Source organism: Phocaeicola sp. (genome assembly GCF_057861905.1).
In genome coordinates this window covers 1-16,478 of the sequence record NZ_DBMACV010000040.1, presented here as the reverse complement: position 1 = coordinate 16,478, position 16,478 = coordinate 1, and the positions used below count along the sequence as shown (strand labels likewise).

18 protein-coding genes and 1 tRNA gene are annotated in these 16,478 nt (G+C 43.3%); 12 read left to right on the top strand and 7 right to left on the bottom strand.

The window, feature by feature from the left end; all coding sequences use genetic code 11:
• Positions 1-71: 71 nt before the first annotated feature.
• Together ACZM60_RS09110 and cmk are read right to left on the bottom strand one after the other, a co-directional pair.
• Positions 72-941 carry a 4-hydroxy-3-methylbut-2-enyl diphosphate reductase gene (locus ACZM60_RS09110; RefSeq protein WP_418586151.1) on the bottom strand — a complete coding sequence of 290 codons (870 nt, stop codon included), beginning with the start codon at positions 939-941 and terminating at the stop codon, positions 72-74.
• Positions 934-1,626 (bottom strand): (d)CMP kinase, encoded by a 693-nt coding sequence (gene cmk, locus ACZM60_RS09105; protein WP_021971205.1) that lies wholly within the window; start codon positions 1,624-1,626, stop codon positions 934-936. Before cmk ends, ACZM60_RS09110 begins: the two co-directional genes overlap by 8 nt.
• 175 nt (positions 1,627-1,801) lie before the next feature.
• On the opposite strand from cmk, the gene ACZM60_RS09100 reads away from it, so the two are divergent.
• The 8 genes from ACZM60_RS09100 to ACZM60_RS09065 all read left to right on the top strand — a co-directional run bounded on the left by ACZM60_RS09100 (position 1,802) and on the right by ACZM60_RS09065 (position 7,070).
• Positions 1,802-2,488: an energy transducer TonB gene (locus ACZM60_RS09100; protein WP_489521334.1), complete on the top strand. Its 687-nt coding sequence runs from the start codon at positions 1,802-1,804 to the stop codon at positions 2,486-2,488.
• A gap of 98 nt (positions 2,489-2,586) precedes the next feature.
• Positions 2,587-3,570 carry a polyprenyl synthetase family protein gene (locus ACZM60_RS09095; RefSeq protein ID WP_489521333.1) on the top strand — a complete coding sequence of 328 codons (984 nt, stop codon included), beginning with the start codon at positions 2,587-2,589 and terminating at the stop codon, positions 3,568-3,570.
• Between the two features lie 9 nt (positions 3,571-3,579).
• A complete protein-coding gene (locus ACZM60_RS09090; RefSeq protein WP_418586144.1) occupies positions 3,580-4,368 on the top strand; it encodes a TatD family hydrolase in 789 nt (262 codons plus the stop codon).
• A 157-nt stretch (positions 4,369-4,525) separates the two neighbouring features.
• Positions 4,526-4,613 (top strand) — tRNA-Ser (locus ACZM60_RS09085).
• Between the two features lie 74 nt (positions 4,614-4,687).
• Positions 4,688-5,494 carry a MotA/TolQ/ExbB proton channel family protein gene (locus tag ACZM60_RS09080; RefSeq protein WP_340318978.1) on the top strand — a complete coding sequence of 269 codons (807 nt, stop codon included), beginning with the start codon at positions 4,688-4,690 and terminating at the stop codon, positions 5,492-5,494.
• 10 nt (positions 5,495-5,504) lie between these two features.
• The gene (locus ACZM60_RS09075) at positions 5,505-5,969 is read left to right on the top strand and encodes a hypothetical protein (protein ID WP_489521332.1); all 465 of its coding nucleotides are present in this window, start codon (positions 5,505-5,507) and stop codon (positions 5,967-5,969) included.
• A gap of 46 nt (positions 5,970-6,015) precedes the next feature.
• The gene (locus ACZM60_RS09070; RefSeq protein ID WP_489521331.1) at positions 6,016-6,603 is read left to right on the top strand and encodes an ExbD/TolR family protein; all 588 of its coding nucleotides are present in this window, start codon (positions 6,016-6,018) and stop codon (positions 6,601-6,603) included.
• A gap of 2 nt (positions 6,604-6,605) precedes the next feature.
• Entirely contained in the window at positions 6,606-7,070 is a 465-nt protein-coding gene (locus tag ACZM60_RS09065) for an ExbD/TolR family protein (RefSeq protein WP_021971585.1), read from the top strand.
• Positions 7,071-7,269: 199 nt separating this feature from the next.
• Here ACZM60_RS09065 and ACZM60_RS09060 read toward each other — a convergent pair whose 3' ends face one another.
• Both ACZM60_RS09060 and ACZM60_RS09055 read right to left on the bottom strand, forming a co-directional pair.
• A complete protein-coding gene (locus ACZM60_RS09060) occupies positions 7,270-7,812 on the bottom strand; it encodes a GNAT family N-acetyltransferase (protein WP_021971584.1) in 543 nt (180 codons plus the stop codon).
• Between the two features lie 10 nt (positions 7,813-7,822).
• Complete coding sequence (locus tag ACZM60_RS09055; RefSeq protein WP_489521330.1) at positions 7,823-9,112, bottom strand: M64 family metallopeptidase; 1,290 nt, start codon at positions 9,110-9,112, stop codon at positions 7,823-7,825.
• A 136-nt stretch (positions 9,113-9,248) separates the two neighbouring features.
• Here ACZM60_RS09055 and ACZM60_RS09050 point away from each other — a divergent pair, with 136 nt between their 5' ends.
• Positions 9,249-9,725: an Lrp/AsnC family transcriptional regulator gene (locus ACZM60_RS09050; protein WP_489521329.1), complete on the top strand. Its 477-nt coding sequence runs from the start codon at positions 9,249-9,251 to the stop codon at positions 9,723-9,725.
• 171 nt (positions 9,726-9,896) lie between these two features.
• Here ACZM60_RS09050 and ACZM60_RS09045 read toward each other — a convergent pair whose 3' ends face one another.
• From ACZM60_RS09045 to ACZM60_RS09035, 3 genes are read right to left on the bottom strand one after another with little or no spacing between them, the layout of a single operon-like run.
• Positions 9,897-10,181, bottom strand: coding sequence for a DUF4834 family protein (locus ACZM60_RS09045; RefSeq protein ID WP_489521328.1), 285 nt, complete (start codon positions 10,179-10,181; stop codon positions 9,897-9,899).
• 54 nt (positions 10,182-10,235) lie between these two features.
• Positions 10,236-10,940, bottom strand: a complete 705-nt coding sequence (gene pssA, locus ACZM60_RS09040) for a CDP-diacylglycerol--serine O-phosphatidyltransferase (protein ID WP_340318982.1) — start codon at positions 10,938-10,940, stop codon at positions 10,236-10,238.
• Between the two features lie 14 nt (positions 10,941-10,954).
• Positions 10,955-11,650, bottom strand: a complete 696-nt coding sequence (locus ACZM60_RS09035) for a phosphatidylserine decarboxylase family protein (protein WP_489521327.1) — start codon at positions 11,648-11,650, stop codon at positions 10,955-10,957.
• Positions 11,651-11,838: 188 nt separating this feature from the next.
• On the opposite strand from ACZM60_RS09035, the gene dnaE reads away from it, so the two are divergent.
• Genes dnaE through ACZM60_RS09020 form a run of 3 tightly spaced genes read left to right on the top strand, consistent with a single transcriptional unit; the run spans position 11,839 to position 16,356 of the window.
• Positions 11,839-15,636, top strand: a complete 3,798-nt coding sequence (dnaE, locus tag ACZM60_RS09030; RefSeq protein ID WP_489521326.1) for a DNA polymerase III subunit alpha — start codon at positions 11,839-11,841, stop codon at positions 15,634-15,636.
• Between the two features lie 43 nt (positions 15,637-15,679).
• Positions 15,680-15,997, top strand: a complete 318-nt coding sequence (gene trxA / locus ACZM60_RS09025; protein ID WP_021971577.1) for a thioredoxin — start codon at positions 15,680-15,682, stop codon at positions 15,995-15,997.
• A 23-nt stretch (positions 15,998-16,020) separates the two neighbouring features.
• Positions 16,021-16,356, top strand: coding sequence for a hypothetical protein (locus ACZM60_RS09020; RefSeq protein ID WP_021971576.1), 336 nt, complete (start codon positions 16,021-16,023; stop codon positions 16,354-16,356).
• Positions 16,357-16,478 lie beyond the last annotated feature (122 nt).

Here is a 16,478-nt window from a genome sequence, read left to right as displayed (position 1 = left end):
TTTTAATCTTGATGGCGCAAAAGTATTAAAAAACTAATTTACAAGCAAATAAAAGTCACTATTTTTGGATGTTATGCGTATGACAAAATTGTTTCCCGGCATGCTTCCATCAGCCATTTCGGGGTAGAGGTTGCTCCGCATATACCGATAGATTGTGCATCTTTTAGCAGGTTCCTGTCTATTTCTTCCGGACGGTCTATCTGGTATGAATTAGGGTTCACTTTCCGACATTCCTGAAAAAGAATTTTACCGTTCGAACTTTTATGTCCGCAGACGAAGAATACCAGGTCGTGTTCTGCAGCAAATTTCCGGATATCAGGCATACGGTTGGCTACTTGCCGGCATATCGTATCGTAATATAGGAAAGTAGCATCGGGAGAAATGTGCTCCTGAATGTAAGCTACGATCTGGCGGAATTCGTCGAGTGACTTGGTCGTCTGCGAATACAACCGGATATCTTTGTTGAAATCCAGTTTCTCGGCTTCAGCCAGATTTTCTATTACGATAGCCTGTCCGTTGGTTTGTCCTACCAGTCCCAGTACTTCTGCATGTCCGTTTTTCCCGAAAATGACAATCTGCTTTTCCCGTCCTTCCGGACTGGGAGTATCGAATTCCTGTTTGATTCGTTTTTGCAGGCGGAGCACTACGGGACAGGTTGCATCAATGATTTCGATATTATTCTGTTGGGCAAGCTGATAGGTGAGGGGAGGTTCTCCATGCGCCCGAAGCAGTACCTTTACATTTTGTAACTGTGCGAATTCATCGTGGTCGATCGTGTTCAGTCCCAGTTGTTTTAATCGTTCACATTCACGTCCGTTGTGCACAATATCTCCCAGGCAATAGAGTGTATCACTCTTTGCCAGTTCTTCTTCGGCTTTCCGGATGGCAGTTGTCACTCCGAAGCAGAAGCCGGAACTTTCATCTATTTCTACTTTACGCATGAGTTGCCCGCAAGTATTGATTCATCAGCCATTCTTTCTGTTCTGCGATACTCATGTGGCTGTTGTCCAGCAATATCGCATCATCAGCCTTGCGCAAGGGACTAACTTCCCGTGTCTGGTCGATACGGTCACGTTCTTCTACGTTATGCAGGATTGCCTCAAAGGACGCTTCCTGTCCTTTGGCTTTCAGTTCATCGTAGCGGCGTTGTGCGCGGATTTCGGCCGATGCTGTTACGAATATCTTCAGTTCAGCATCGGGGAATACAGCCGTACCGATATCTCGTCCATCCATTACGATACCTTTTTCCTTACCCAGTTCCTGTTGCTGGCGTACCAGTGCTTCGCGTACGAATCCCAATGCAGCTACGGGGCTCACATGTGAAGAAACTTCGAGTGTACGTATTTGGTTTTCCACGTCAGTTCCGTTCAGAAAAGTATGGGGGCGTCCGCTTTGAGCGTCCAGTTGGAATGAAATATGAATTTCGTTCATTTGTCCTTTCAGCTTTTCCTCATCGATGCTTCCGTCGGCATGGAATAATCCATGTTCGATACAGTAGAGAGTGACAGCCCGGTACATAGCTCCGCTGTCGATGTATATATAACCGATTTCTTTGGCAAGGTCCTTTGCCATGGTGCTTTTGCCGCAGGAAGAGAATCCGTCGATTGCGATAATGATTTTGTTCATACCTTATATTATATATAGCGTTAATAAAAATCAGTTTTCAAAGATACTCTATTTTCGTGACAGATGATGTGTCGTATATTTATTTTGCAATTTTTTATCCTTATCTTGTTGCAAATTCGAAGATTTGAACTACATTTGCGGAACAGAGAATTTATAAACCTATAAAATTATTTTTATGGAAATTAAAAAATCGCCGAAAGCCGATCTTGAAGGCAAGAAAACCACATGGTTTCTGGTCGGGCTCGTGCTGATATTGGCAGCAATGTTCGTTGCGTTTGAATGGACCAAACGTGATGTCGTGATCACTGCCGATAGTGGTATCGTAGATGTGCCTTTTGAAGAGGAAATGGTGCCTATCACCGAACAGGAAGAACCTAAACAAGCTCCTCCTCCCCCCGAAGCTCCGAAAGTAGAAGAAGTTTTGCAGATCGCTGATAACGATGCAAACGTAGAGGAATCTACTATCCAGTCAAACGAGGATAAAGGTCAAGCTGTTGATATCAAGTATGTTCCTGAAGTAGTAGAAGAGGAAGAAGTTGAAGAACAGCAGATCTTCCAGGTTGTAGAGGAAATGCCGGAATTCCCGGGTGGTATGGGTGAATGTTTGAAGTTCTTGGCTAAGAACATCAAGTACCCGACTATCGCACAGGAAAATGGTGTACAGGGACGTGTTATCGTTCAGTTCGTCGTAAACCAGGATGGTTCTATCGTTGACCCGGTTGTTGTTCGTAGTGTAGACCCGTATCTGGATAAGGAAGCACTCCGTGTGATCAAGATGATGCCGAAGTGGAAACCAGGTAAGCAGCGTGGTAAAGCTGTACGTGTAAAATATACAGTGCCTGTAACATTTAAGTTGCAGTAAGCTTTTCCGAGATAATATTGTTTAGGCACGGATTGCACAGATGTTAAGGCTGTGTATCCGTGCCTAAAAATTTTATTTATAATCTAAAAGAAACAATCATGAAGCAGCAAACTTCAAAAGAATTACTGAGCCAGATTCATGCATATATAGAATCGTTACCTTACTCACACGATCCAAAAGGACTTTATGATCCGATAGAATATGTACTTGGATTGGGTGGCAAGCGTCTTCGTCCGGTACTTATGTTGCTTGCATATAATTTGTTTAAGGAGGATGTGGAAACGATATTCTCTCAGGCAGCCGCAATTGAGACTTATCATAATTTTACACTTTTGCATGATGATTTGATGGATAAGGCGGACATGCGCCGTGGAAAGCCTACCGTTCATAAAAAATGGGATGAAAATACGGCTATTCTTTCGGGTGACGCCATGCTGATTCTTTCTTATCAGTTCATGATGCAAGGGTGTCCGCAAGCATGTATGAAGCAGGTGATGGAAGTCTTTTCGCGTACAGCTCTGGAAGTGTGCGACGGCCAGCAGTGGGATATGGAGTTTGAACTCAGGGAGGATGTGACGGTTGAAGAATACATGGAAATGATTCGTCTGAAAACATCCGTTTTGCTTGCCGGTGCACTGAAAATAGGTGCCATACTGGGAGGTGCTTCAGAAAAGGATGCGCAGTTGCTTTATGATTTTGGTATAAAGGCGGGACTCGCTTTCCAGTTGCAGGATGATTATCTGGATGTTTATGGCGATCCGAAGGTTTTTGGAAAAAATATCGGTGGTGATATCTTGTGCAACAAAAAAACGTTTATGCTGATTACGGCTTTAGAAAAGGCCGACGGAGAAACACGGGATTGTTTGCAGAATTGGCTGAAGGCTGAGCATTACGAGCCTGCTCAAAAAATAGAAGCTGTAACTACTATATATAATAAGGTAGGGGTTCGGAATATTTGTCGGGATAAAATTGACGAATATTATAAGGAGAGCGTATGCTTGTTGAATGAAGTAGGAGTAGATACTTCGTATAAGAAGAACTTGGCAGATTTTGTACTTGGATTAATGAATCGTAATCTATAATTAAAATATATGGTAACTTTAATCGATACTCACACACATTTATTTGCTGAAGAGTTTGACTGCGACCGTGAACTGGCGATTATTCGTGCCGGGGAGGCTGGAGTGACACGCTTGTTTATGCCGAATATTGATGATACCTCGGTAGAAGCTATGCTGGCACTATGTAACTCACACGACGCATGTTATCCGATGATCGGGTTTCATCCTACTTCGGTAGATAAAAATTGGAAAACACGTCTGGCTGTTGTCGAAAAATGGTTGCGTTCGGAGCAGACATTTTATGGCATTGGCGAAGTAGGAATGGATTTGTACTGGGATAAAACTTTCCGGAAGGAACAGATGGAGGTATTCGATATTCAGGTAAAATGGGCACTTGAATTCGATTTGCCGTTAATTATTCATTGCCGTGAAGCCTATCCTGAACTGCTCGAAGTTTTGGAACCTTATCGCAACACCTCGCTGACCGGTATCTTTCACAGCTTTACCGGAACAGAAGAAGATGCTGTTAAGCTGATGGAATATTCCGGATTTATGTTAGGGGTAAACGGTGTTGTAACTTTTAAGAAAAGTATTTTGCCGGAAGTTCTGAAATCTGTACCTTTGAACCGTCTTGTACTGGAAACAGACTCTCCTTACTTGGCACCGGTTCCTTATAGAGGAAAGCGTAATGAAAGTGCATACCTGGTAAAAATAGCGGAAAAGCTGTGTGAGGTGTATGACGTTCCAATGGCGGAAATCGGTCGGATAACTTCAGAAAACGCGCTCAAAGTTTTTAAAAATGCCAAGAATAGTTTTTAAAGTTTATTAATTTTAGGGCTATAACTAAACTTTTGGCGAATGAATGTTATGTAAGACGAAAAAAAAGAATACATTTGTGGCAGAAATCGCTTGTCGTTCGCATTTTTATTTGTAATTTGCGTTCGATTTAAGAGAAAGGCTTCAGACGAGGTCATGAGGAGAGGTGCTCGAGTGGTTGAAGAGGCACGCCTGGAAAGCGTGTATACGCCAAAAGCGTATCACGGGTTCGAATCCCGTTCTCTCCGCAAGGAAAAAATGAAGAAACAATTAAAAACAATTTATAACTATTAATTATTTAATCTTAAAAATTAGACACACAATGAAAAAGTTATTTGCAATTCTTGCAGTGATGGGAGTCCTCTCATTCGGAATGACTCAGACAGCTATGGCTCAGGATTCTACAGCTACAGCAGCTCCAGAACAAACAGAACAGGTTGCTCCTGCTGAAACAACAGACGAAGCTGCTCCTGCTACAGTTGAAGAAGGAAGTATGCACAAAGAGTTGAAGACTAAGTTTATCGAAGGTGATGCAGGCTTCATGTCATTGGTAGCTATCGCATTGGTACTTGGTTTGGCTTTCTGTATTGAACGTATCATTTACTTGAGCTTGGCTGAAGTTGACGTTAAGAAATTGATGGCTAAAGTTGAAGCTGCTTTGGAAAAAGGTGATGTAGAAGGTGCTAAGACTGTTTGCCGTAACACTCGTGGTCCTGTTGCTTCTATCTGCTATCAGGGTTTGATGAGAATCGACGAAGGTTTGGACGTTGTTGAACGTTCTGTAGTATCTTACGGTGGTGTTCAGGCTGGTTACCTTGAAAAAGGATGTTCTTGGATTACACTGTTCATCGCAATGGCTCCGTCTTTGGGATTCTTGGGTACTGTAATCGGTATGGTTATGGCGTTCGATAACATCCAGCGTGCAGGTGATATTTCTCCGACAGTTGTTGCCGGTGGTATGAAAGTTGCGTTGATCACTACTATCTTCGGTTTGATTGTAGCATTGATTCTTCAGGTATTCTATAACTACATTCTTTCTAAGATTGAAGCTATCACAAGCCAGATGGAAGATTCTTCTATCACTTTGCTTGATATGATCATGAAATACAACTTGAAATACAAAAAATAATTATTGAACAATGGCTAAATTATCATACAAAGTTTCTTACTACGTATTCTATGTCTGCATCGCCCTTATATTGGTTGTGCTCGGCATGTTCTTCGGAGTAGGATACAACGAAACAAATGCTGCAGGTTTGCTTGAACCTGCTAATACGCCAGCACTGATGTACTTGATGTACGGAATGTTTGCTGTGACTGTTGTTGCTACACTTATTGGTGCTATCGCTCAGTTTGGTGGCGCATTGAAAGATAATCCAAAAGGTGCTATCAAATCTTTACTGGGATTGATTCTGTTGGTAGTTCTGTTGATCGTTACTTACAATGTAGGTTCTTCTGAAACTGTAGTTTTAGGTGATGGCTCTGAATACTCAGATGCTACTATGCTGAAAGTAACAGATATGTTCCTTTATTCTACTTATGTATTGTTTGCTATCGCTGCAATCGGTGCATTGGTTAACTTGTCTGGTATCTTTAAGAGATAATATCATAACATTGAAGTTTAATAAATTAAAAACGAAGTAAGTAAAAATGGCAAAAAGGAATAGAAAAGTGCCGGGAATTAATGCAAGTTCAACGGCAGATATCGCCTTTATGTTGCTTATCTTCTTCCTTATTACAACATCAATGGATACTGACCGTGGTTTGGCGAGACGTTTGCCGCCTCCACCAGAAAACAAAGATCAGAAAGATGATATTATTGTTAAGGAAAGAAACGTTCTCCAGGTTCGTTTGAACAAAGACGACCAGTTGATGGTTGGTGGAGAATGGTCTGATATTAAGCAATTAAGAGAAAAGGCTAAAGAATTCATTGCTAACCTGAAGGATGATCCAAACTTGCCGGAAAAACATGCGAAGACTCTTCCTTTCTTTGGTGATGTAATGATAACTGAAAAACATGTAATTTCTGTACAGAACGACGTTGGTACTAGCTATGATGCTTATCTTCAGGTTCAGAACGAATTGGTAGCTGCTTACAATGAATTACGTAACGAGCTGGCTAAGGCTCAGTTTGGTAAGGAGTTCTCTGAATGTTCTGAAGAACAGAAAGATGCTATCATGGAATACTATCCACAGAAGATTTCTGAAGCAGAACCTAAAAAGTATGGAGGTAACTAATCATGGGAAAATTTAATAAGAGTGGTAAGCGCGAGATGCCGGAATTGAACACCTCTTCTTTGCCTGACCTTATTTTTACCATGTTGTTCTTCTTCATGATTGTAACAAGCATGCGTGAGGTTACGCTGAAAGTACAGTTTAAGGTTCCTGCTGCTACAGAATTGGAAAAGCTTGAAAAGAAATCATTAGTTTCTTTCATTTATATTGGTAAACCTTTGCCAGAGTACCAGAAGAAGATGGGTACTACCGATCGTATTCAGTTGAATGATAAGTTCGCTGAAGCATCAGAGGTTCAGGACTACATCTATCAGGAACGTGAAAATATGAAAGAATCTGATAAGCCGTTTATGACAGTTTCATTGAAGGTCGATGCAAAGACTAAGATGGGTATTGTTACAGAAGTAAAACAGGCTCTTCGTCAGGCTTATGCTTTGAAGATTAACTATTCTGCTACACAGCGTCAGTAATAGTTCAACCATAAAGCTAAAAAAAGAGGTTACTCCTATGGGAGTAGCCTCTTTTCGTTTTTATGGGACTTTTGACAAGACGAATCATTTTTTCGATGCTGTAGTGTAGTCCGGTCTATTTATCATCCCTTAGAATTTTCCTTCTCAGGTAAATGACCGCTTTTTAAGAAACGTCATGCATTGTCAGATTTTCCTGCTGTTATTTTACGTCATAAACCTTTCGGTAAATTTCATCTCTTATTTCCGGATATTGTTCATCGATACTGGCTGTACCCGAATACATGAGGTAAAGAGGAAGGTTGTTGCCTCCTTTTCGGTAGGGAGGTTGTATATAATCCTGTAAACAGAGAGAGAAACCACATCGTTTGTAGAATTCAATTCGTCTGATACTCATTTCATCTTCAGGTCGTTCTACTTCCAGAATGATGGTACCCGGAAATTCGTCTTTGAGTGTTTCCATAATACGTTTTCCATAACCTTTGTTGCGTACTTTGGGGGAAGTTGCCAGATGCTCTACATAGCGAAATCCATTCAGTTCCCATACGGTGATTAAGCCGATAGCTGTTTCGTTTTCTCCCTCTTCATCTGTAATCAGATAACAATTGAAAGCCGGATTATGGTCGGTATTATATCGTTGTACATCATCATCCCTACGTTCGTCTACGGGAAATGACTGATGCAAAAGCCCCTCTACGAAGTTGTAGAGGGAGTGATTAGTCTGAATTTTTGTAAGTGTCAACATAGATTAATGGTTAGTCGGTATAGAAATGAATTGTTTTCTCAAGCGAACGTTCGCATACCGGACAGAAACAAGGCGCTTCGTTGATTTTCATTCTGCACTCGGTAGTAGGACGGTAGATACCTTTCAGTGTATATCCTCCACCTTCGTAAACTCCGACTTTGGTATAAATGGCAGTCGAATCAGTTTCTGCAGGTGTCGGTACAGGGGTACCGGCTGGTACCATATCCTTCCATTTACTATCAAAGTCGACCAAGGTTGTGATATTAGGTTCCCAGGGTTCTATTGTGTAAGGATATAGCGGACTGGGAGCCGTATCGTATGCATATTCGTCGGCCAGACCTCCAAAACTGTGCCCGAATTCATGTACAACAACTGGTTTGAACATCGGGTGATGAGCCGTAGTAAGCAGATAAGAGTTGTAAATACCTCCTCCACCATATGTATCGGTATTGGCTAAGATAATAATGTGTTCGTAAGGTATACCTGCCAGCCAGTTGTGCATAGCTTTTACGCTGCGGGTTGTCAGGTAGCGGTCGGAATAAAACGTATCGAAATGTGAGCTGACAGCCGTATTCTTCCATTCTCCTTTTCGGGGTATGCTGACTCCGCTGTCGTGCGAAGGAGTTGCTACGGCTACGACATTAAAGCGTTCCTTTAGGCTTTTGAACGGTTCGTGTGAGAATATCGCATCACAAGCAGCTTGAGCATCCTTGTAGAAAACATCCATTTCTTCTTCCGTATACCCCTCTGCCATAATAGCAAGATCGATACATTTGTCGGGAGTACCATTCTTGGTCAGGTAACGGTGAGGAGTCACCTGTGACATCCCCCGCTGGTGTATCAAGATATCTTTCGGATCAATGTCGTGTGTCAGCGAAGTACAAGATTTGCGGTAGGCATTCTTCAGTTCGATGGTTACCGTAGCCGGGCGTTTAGGATAAGGCAGCAAGAATGTATTTTCGAATCCTCTTGTCACGTGTTTTGCCTCTTCCTCGCTGATCCATTCTTGAAACAGACTGGAGAATGAAGTACGATAGATAACTTCTCCTGTAGCTTTATCTCGCATGGTGATTTCTCCGTTTCCTTCCAGCGGCAGTTCGCTCAGGAAATTTCTTCTTCCGGCCCATCCGGGAAGTGAAACCAGTTCATCGAGGCTGATATCCTGTTTCTGTGCATTTCCGTTGAATAAATAGTCTATTCTCAGGGTTTTATCAATAAAGAAGTCGTTGAAGTTTTGTGCATATCCGCCAGCCTGAACAAAAGCCGAAATGAATAATGCAGCCAATATGTTTTTTTTCATAAAACCAAAAGATTTAATTTTTTTACAAAGATAGGACTATCTGCCAATTTAGTGCTAAAACAATGATAAAAGTTACAATTGCTATCCCTCGTATGGAATAAATATACTATATTTGTACAAATTTAAAAATTCATCAATGGGACATCATCAATTAGACTGTTTAGACAAACAGATTTTGCGCTTGATTGCCGACAATGCCCGTATTCCCTTCCTGGAAGTGGCACGTGCTTGCAATGTATCAGGTGCTGCGATTCATCAGCGTATCCAGAAGTTGACCAACTTAGGAATACTGAAAGGTTCCGAGTTCATTATAGATCCCGAAAAGATCGGTTATGAAACTTGTGCTTACATCGGGTTATACCTGCGGGACCCCGAACAGTTTGATTCGGTGACAGAAGCTCTGAAGCGTATTCCCGAAGTGGTAGAATGTCATTACACTACCGGACAGTATGACATGTTTATCAAGATTTACGCAAAGAATAATCATCATTTACTGAATATCATCCACGATAAATTACAGCCGCTGGGCTTGTCACGCTCGGAAACCATTATATCTTTCCGTGAAGCAATCAAGCGTCAAATGCCTATACAGGATGTAGTAGACGAAGAATAAAGAGTCCATTCAGTCGATCGCATACAAAGATTCCCCGCTTAAAAGTTTGTCTTGCAATGAAAGAAACCTTTTAAGCGGGGAATCTTTGTTTTTTCTCTATTTTGTTAGGCAGCAAAAATATTCCATTCTTGCTGCGCATATGCTTATATTGTGAAAGTTGTAATCGGTTTATTATTCCTTTACTTCCTCGAAGTCAACGTATTCGCCTTCATCACTGTCGAAAATCTTTTTGCGTCCTGAGGCATTCCGGGCAGACTGCTGTGACTCATCATTGTCGGAAGAGCGATAATTGGATGAGGAACTGCGCTGGTTTTGCGAATGACTTTGAGCAGAGGAACTTCCTGTCATGCGGCGTCCCAGACCGAATACTGTACGAATGATTTTAGAAAGTACAGCCACTCCGAGGACAAGAACAATCAGAACGAAGAAAAATATAAATCCTAAAATATGAAACATAGTTATTGTTTTTGGTAGTAAAATAACAACAACCGTGCCACGATTATTGTTTTATCATTTTTTACGAGTTATCAGTGAGAGAAGAATATACCAGACAATAACCGCCGCAATGCCACTCAACTGGAAAATAACAAGCAAGGGTATGCTGACAATCAGGAAGATATAGCTTATCTTATTGTGCCCCCACGATAAATCTTTGAACTTTAATGAAAACATAGGAAGTTCGGCAACCAGCAACAGTGACATGACAACAACCAGGATGAACAGGTATATTGCATTGAAACTGTCGGAAACCACAAATGCATGTCCGCCTACTGACAGGGAAGCCCAGAATAACGCATTGGCAGGAGTTGGCATGCCGATAAAAGAACTTGTCTGTCGGCTGTCGATATTAAACTTAGCCAGTCGTAGTCCTGAAAAGACAGCTATCAGAAACGCTGTATATGGCATGATTTCAGCCAGCGGCATCAGAAAATCCGGATAATGCACCTCCTTGAACAAGGAAAAGGCGATAGCGGCCGGTGCCAGTCCGAAAGTGATATCATCGGCCAGTGAGTCGAGTTCTTTGCCGATAGGAGAGGATACATGGAGCAAACGTGCCGTCATTCCGTCGAAAAAGTCGAATACAGCTCCGATAACAATAAATGTCAAAGCCAGCTTGTAGTTGCCTTGAAATGCCATATAAGCTGCAATACATCCCGAAAAGAGGTTACAGCAAGTTATCGTGTTAGGAATATTACGGACAATTGCATGTGCCATATCTATGTTCCTCCTTACATTAATTTAGCGATGACGGTCTGGTTACCCGTTGTTTTCTGTCCCATTTTTACACATACCTCTGTTCCCAGTGGCAGGTATACATCTACACGTGAGCCAAATTTGATGAATCCCATATGTTCATCGATGTAACAATCTTCTCCTTTTTCGGCATATGTTACGATACGACGTGCCACGGCTCCTGCAATCTGTCGTGCCATGACGGTATGTCCTTCCGGAGTGTTGATGACCACCATCGAGCGTTCGTTTTCAGTGCTTGCCTTAGGAAGCCATGCCTTCATGAAACGTCCGTTGTGATGATCTACATGACGAATCACGCCATCTACCGGATACCAGTTGGCATGAACGTTTGTAATATCCATGAAAATAGAAATCATGAGTCGGCGGTCGTGGAAATATTCATGTTCATCCACTTCCTCGATAACAACGATACGTCCGTCTGCCGGAGCTACAACAATTTTTTCCGTGTCACCGCCGAACAGACGGATCGGGCAGCGGAAAAAATTTACCATCAGCAGATAAAGGATGATGCTGGCAAAAGCTATGATGTAGAAAGGTATTTTACACTCTATTCCCCAGTATAATGCAGCATTGATAAGAAGCAATAAAAGTGCGCTGGTTACAAGAATGTGAGTACCTTCCCGGTGTAATCTTATTTTCTTTATTTTTTTTATTTTGTTTAATCCGGTCATAACAAAGTTACATTTTATCGTGCAAAAATATACTTAATTTAAAAACCTGCCAAATAAACAACCGTTAGAATTACCTCTTTACATTTTTTTTTGCTAAAAAGTATTCATGAACGATAACTTTATTCGTTTGTTTTTGTTTGTTCTCCGAAACCTCGGTATCTTTGAACTCTGTTTTTAATAATGAAAATATGCACGATTTTGTTCATTTGCACGTCCACACCCAATATTCTATTCTGGACGGTCAGGCATCAATTCCCCGTTTGGTAGACAAGGCGATTGCCAACGGGATGCGAGGCATTGCCGTAACCGATCATGGCGATATGTTCGGTATAAAGGAGTTTTTCAACTATGTGAACAAGAAGAATGGGGGAACAAATGGCGAGATAAAAGATTTAAAGAAAAAGATTGCCGCACTGGAAAGCGGAAAAGCCGAGTCGGAAAATCCGGAAGCTGAACTGGCTGAATGTCGGGAGCAACTGGAAGCTGCCAAGAAAAAACTGTTCAAGCCAATTATCGGCTGTGAAATGTACGTGGCACGCCGGCGCCTGACGGACAAGGAGGGTAAGGCTGACCAGAGCGGGTATCACCTGGTGGTGCTTGCCAAGAACCTGAAAGGCTATCACAACCTGATTAAGCTGGTATCGAAGGCATGGACCGAAGGGTTTTACATGCGTCCGCGTACCGACCGTGTGGAACTCGAAAAATATCACGAGGGACTGATTATCTGCTCGGCATGTCTGGGAGGTGAGATTCCACGCCGCATTACGGCAGGACAGTTTGCCGAAGCGGAAGAAGCCATTCAGTGGTACAAGAATCTGTTCGGCGACGATTTTTACCTCGAGTTGCAGCGCCACAAGGCTACCGTGCCACGGGCGAACCACGAAACTTATAAGTTGCAGGAAGTGGTCAACAAGAAGCTGATGGAGTATTCGAAAAAATACAACATCAAGCTGGTCTGCACGAACGATGTACACTTTGTAGATGAAGAAAACGCCGAAGCACACGACCGTCTGATCTGTCTGAGTACCGGTAAGGATCTGGATGATCCGAACCGTATGCTTTATACCAAGCAGGAATGGATGAAAACCCGTGAGGAGATGAACGAGGTATTTGCCGATGTGCCCGAAGCACTGACCAATACCTGCGATATCTGCGATCAGGTAGAGTTTTATTCCATCGATCATGCACCTATCATGCCTACCTTTGCCATTCCCGAAGATTTTGGTACTGAGGAAGAATACCGCAAGAAATTCACCGAGAAAGATTTGTTCGATGAATTTACGCAGGATGAAAACGGCAATGTCGTTATGGACGAGGCTGCGGCAAAGGCAAAGATTGAACGTCTGGGAGGTTACGAGAAACTGTATCGTATCAAGCTGGAAGCCGATTATCTGTCAAAACTGGCATACGATGGAGCACGCCGCCGTTATGGCGAACACCTGACCGATGAGGTGAGAGAGCGTATCAAGTTCGAGTTGCATATCATGAAGACCATGGGTTTCCCGGGATACTTCTTGATTGTGCAGGACTTTATCTCTGCTGCCCGCAATCAGCTCGATGTGTCTGTAGGACCGGGACGTGGTTCGGCTGCCGGTTCGGCAGTGGCTTATTGCTTGGGTATCACGCAGATCGACCCTATCAAATACGACTTGCTGTTCGAGCGTTTCCTGAATCCCGACCGTATCTCCTTGCCTGATATCGATGTCGACTTCGATGATGACGGTCGAGGACGTGTGTTGAACTGGGTAACCGAAAAGTACGGACAGGAAAAGGTTGCTCATATTATTACATACGGTACGATGGCGACCAAGCTTGCCATCAAGGATGTGGCACGTGTACAGAAACTGCCGCTTTCGGAATCCGACCGTCTGTGTAAGCTTGTGCCCGACAAGATTCCCGACAAGAAACTGAACTTGCCCAATGCCATAGCCTATGTACCCGAGTTGCAAGCTGCCGAGGTTTCGTCGGACCCTGTGCTCCGCGATACTATCAAGTATGCCAAGATGCTGGAAGGTAACGTCCGCAATACGGGTGTGCATGCCTGTGGTACCATTATCTGTCGTGACGATATCACCGACTGGGTGCCGGTCAGCACGGCTGATGATAAGGAAACCGGCGAGAAGATGCTGGTTACGCAGTACGAAGGTTCGGTCATCGAAGATACGGGACTGATCAAGATGGACTTCCTGGGACTGAAGACGCTTTCCATCATCAAGGAGGCACTCGAGAATATCAAGCAGAGTAAAGGCATTATTCTGAATATCGATGAAATTCCGATTGACGATCCGGCTACCTATAAGTTGTATAGCGATGGTCGGACCATCGGTACGTTCCAGTTCGAATCGGCGGGTATGCAGAAGTACCTGCGCGAACTTCAGCCTACCACGTTCGAAGACCTGATTGCCATGAACGCCCTCTATCGTCCGGGACCTATGGATTATATCCCCGACTTTATCGACCGTAAACAGGGACGCAAGCCTATCGAATACGATATTCCGGTCATGGAGAAATACCTGAAAGATACATACGGTATTACGGTCTATCAGGAGCAGGTGATGTTGCTGTCGCGTCTGCTTGCCGACTTTACCCGAGGCGAATCGGATGCCTTGCGTAAGGCGATGGGTAAGAAGCTGCGCGACAAGCTGGATCACATGAAACCTAAGTTCATCGAGGGAGGAAAGAAGAACGGTCACGACCCGAAGATTCTGGAAAAGATCTGGGCCGACTGGGAAAAGTTTGCTTCCTACGCCTTCAATAAGTCGCATGCTACCTGCTACTCGTGGGTTGCCTATCAGACGGCTTACCTGAAAGCCAACTATCCGTCAGAGTACATGGCAGCTACCATGAGCCGTAACATTTCGAACATCACCGAAATCACCAAGCTGATGGACGAGAGCAAAGCGACGGGTGTCAACGTGCTGGGACCTGATGTAAACGAAAGTAGTCTGAAGTTCTCTGTAAACCGTCATGGAGATATCCGTTTCGGACTGGGAGCCATCAAGGGAGTAGGTGAGTCGGCTGTTCAGAGTATTCTGGCAGAGCGCGAAAAGAACGGACCTTTCAAAGATATATTCGACTTTGTACAGCGTGTGAATCTTTCGGCATGCAACCGTAAGAACATCGAAAATCTGGCTTTGGCTGGAGCTTTCGACAGTTTCCCGAACATCCATCGAGAGGATTTCTTCGTGAAGAATGCCAAGGACGAAACCTTTGTCGAAGTGCTGGTGCGTTACGGAAACAAGTATCAGATGGACAGGGCTGCTGCTGCCAATTCCTTGTTCGGCGGCGAGCATGAAGTGGAAATCGCTACTCCCGAAATAGTCCGTGCGCCGGCATGGAGCGATCTGGAACGCCTGAACAAGGAACGTGAACTGGTAGGTATCTATCTTTCTGCCCATCCGCTGGATGAGTTCTCGGTGATACTGGAAAATGTCTGCACCACACACATGGCACAGCTTTCCGACTTGACTCCGTTGCAGAACCACGACCTGACGCTGGGAGGTATTGTTACCGGCGTGCGTGAGGGATATACCAAAACCGGAAAACCTTTCGGTGTAGCAAAGGTGGAAGACTATTCGGGAACAGCCGAATTTGCATTTTTTGGCAATGAATGGGTGGAAAAGAAAAACTTTTTTGCCGAAGGAATGTTCTTGTTTATGCATGGCAAGTGTCAGCCCCGCCAGTGGAAGCAGGACGAATGGGAGATAAAGATCAACAACATCGAACTGTTGCCCGAGGTGAAAGACCGCTTGATAGAGAAACTTACGGTGACGGCACCGCTCTCTGCCATCAACGACGAAATGATTATGGAATTCAGTTCGCTGGTGAAAGAAAATCCGGGCAATGCCGAACTGTTCTTCTATATCCGCGACGAGGACGGACAGATGCATGTCAACCTTATGTCACGCACGCTGAAAATATCCGTCAGAAAAGACATAGTAAATTATTTAAAAAGTCAGCCATTGTTGGACTATAAAATAAATTAGTATATATTTGCGTATATAATTAAATAACTAAACAACTAGAATTATGGCATTGAATATTAAAGATGACAATTTTGAAGCTATTGTAGCTGAGGGTAAACCAGTAGTTTTGGATTTCTGGGCAACTTGGTGCGGACCTTGCAAGCTGATTGCTCCTTATATTGAAGAACTGGCAGAAGAATATAAAGATAAAGTAAACATCGGTAAGTGCGATGTAGACGACAATGCAGATCTTCCTGCACAGTTCGGCGTACGTAACATTCCTACCGTACTTTTTATCAAGGATGGTAAAGTAGTCGACAAGCAGGTAGGTGCTACTACAAAGGCTGCCTTGAAGGAAAAAGTAGAAGCTTTATTGAAATAATCATTTAAAATCGCATTACGACTATGAGTATGGATGACGATTTCTTGTTGGAAGATGAGGACGATGAAAAGACCATCGAGTTTATAAAGAACTATTTGCCTCAGGAACTGAAAGAGAAGTTTACGGACGACGATCTGTATTACATTCTCGACTTGATAGTAGACTATTATACCACCAGTGGTTGTCTGGACGCTCAACCTGATGACGAAGGTTACATCAACATCGACCAGGATGAAATTGTAAACTACATAGTCAAAGAGTCCAAGAAAGACGGCATGGGGCCTTTCGACCCCGACGATGTATTCTTCGTGGTTCAGGGCGAAATGGAATACGGAAATTCATTGGGACAAGTCGATTGATTTGTCGGCGGAATAAATGAGAAAGAGGGTGTGTCGTAATACGCGATTCACCCTCTTTTCTTTATCAACGATAAGAGTGTAGTTAACTTTTTCAGGCAGCGATATTCAGAAGATAATCTCGA